A 485-nucleotide genomic window follows, 5' to 3' on the forward strand; every position below is an offset into this window, starting at 1 on the left:
CCGTTCCCGTGCCGCCACGCGTCAACTTTGGAGTGATCGCGTCGAACGCTTTGAATCGTCCGGCAGGACCGTCGCTGAGTTTTGTGCTGACGAAGAGTGCTCTGCGGCTGCCTTCTACCGCTGGCGACGCAAACTACGCCCCCAAACTCGACAGCTAGAAATTCCGACGCACTCATCGTCCGCTACCTTCCTCCCGGTCTCGATGCCCGGCCCGGCAAACAACCAAGTCCACGGCGGCGACGAATCAAGCAACCGGGCGTCACCGCGATCCACCGTAATGTCCCTCGAGTTGCCCGGCGGCATCCGGGTCCGGCTCGAAGTCGCCGCCGACACGGAGGTGCGTTCATGATCGGTCTTCCCGAGAACGTTCCGATCTACCTTTGCACCGAACCGGTGGATTTTCGAAAGGGGTTCGACGGACTGACCGGAGTGGTCACTTCGCAACTCGGGCAGAACGTCGCCTGCGGATCTCTGTTCCTGTTCGT

General features: G+C 61.4%; 2 protein-coding genes. Both read left to right on the forward strand.

Features of this window, described 5'->3' with window-relative positions:
* Positions 1-349 (forward strand): IS66 family insertion sequence element accessory protein TnpA (tnpA, locus tag GE027_RS23870; protein ID WP_390621630.1); only part of this gene is annotated, 349 nt, incomplete at its 5' end.
* On the forward strand, positions 346-485 hold a 140-nt coding region (gene tnpB, locus GE027_RS23875), incomplete at its 3' end, for an IS66 family insertion sequence element accessory protein TnpB (protein ID WP_162006910.1). The genes tnpA and tnpB, both read left to right, overlap by 4 nt.

Source organism: Roseimaritima sediminicola, assembly GCF_009618275.1.
Classification (GTDB): Bacteria; Planctomycetota; Planctomycetia; order Pirellulales; family Pirellulaceae; genus Roseimaritima; species Roseimaritima sediminicola.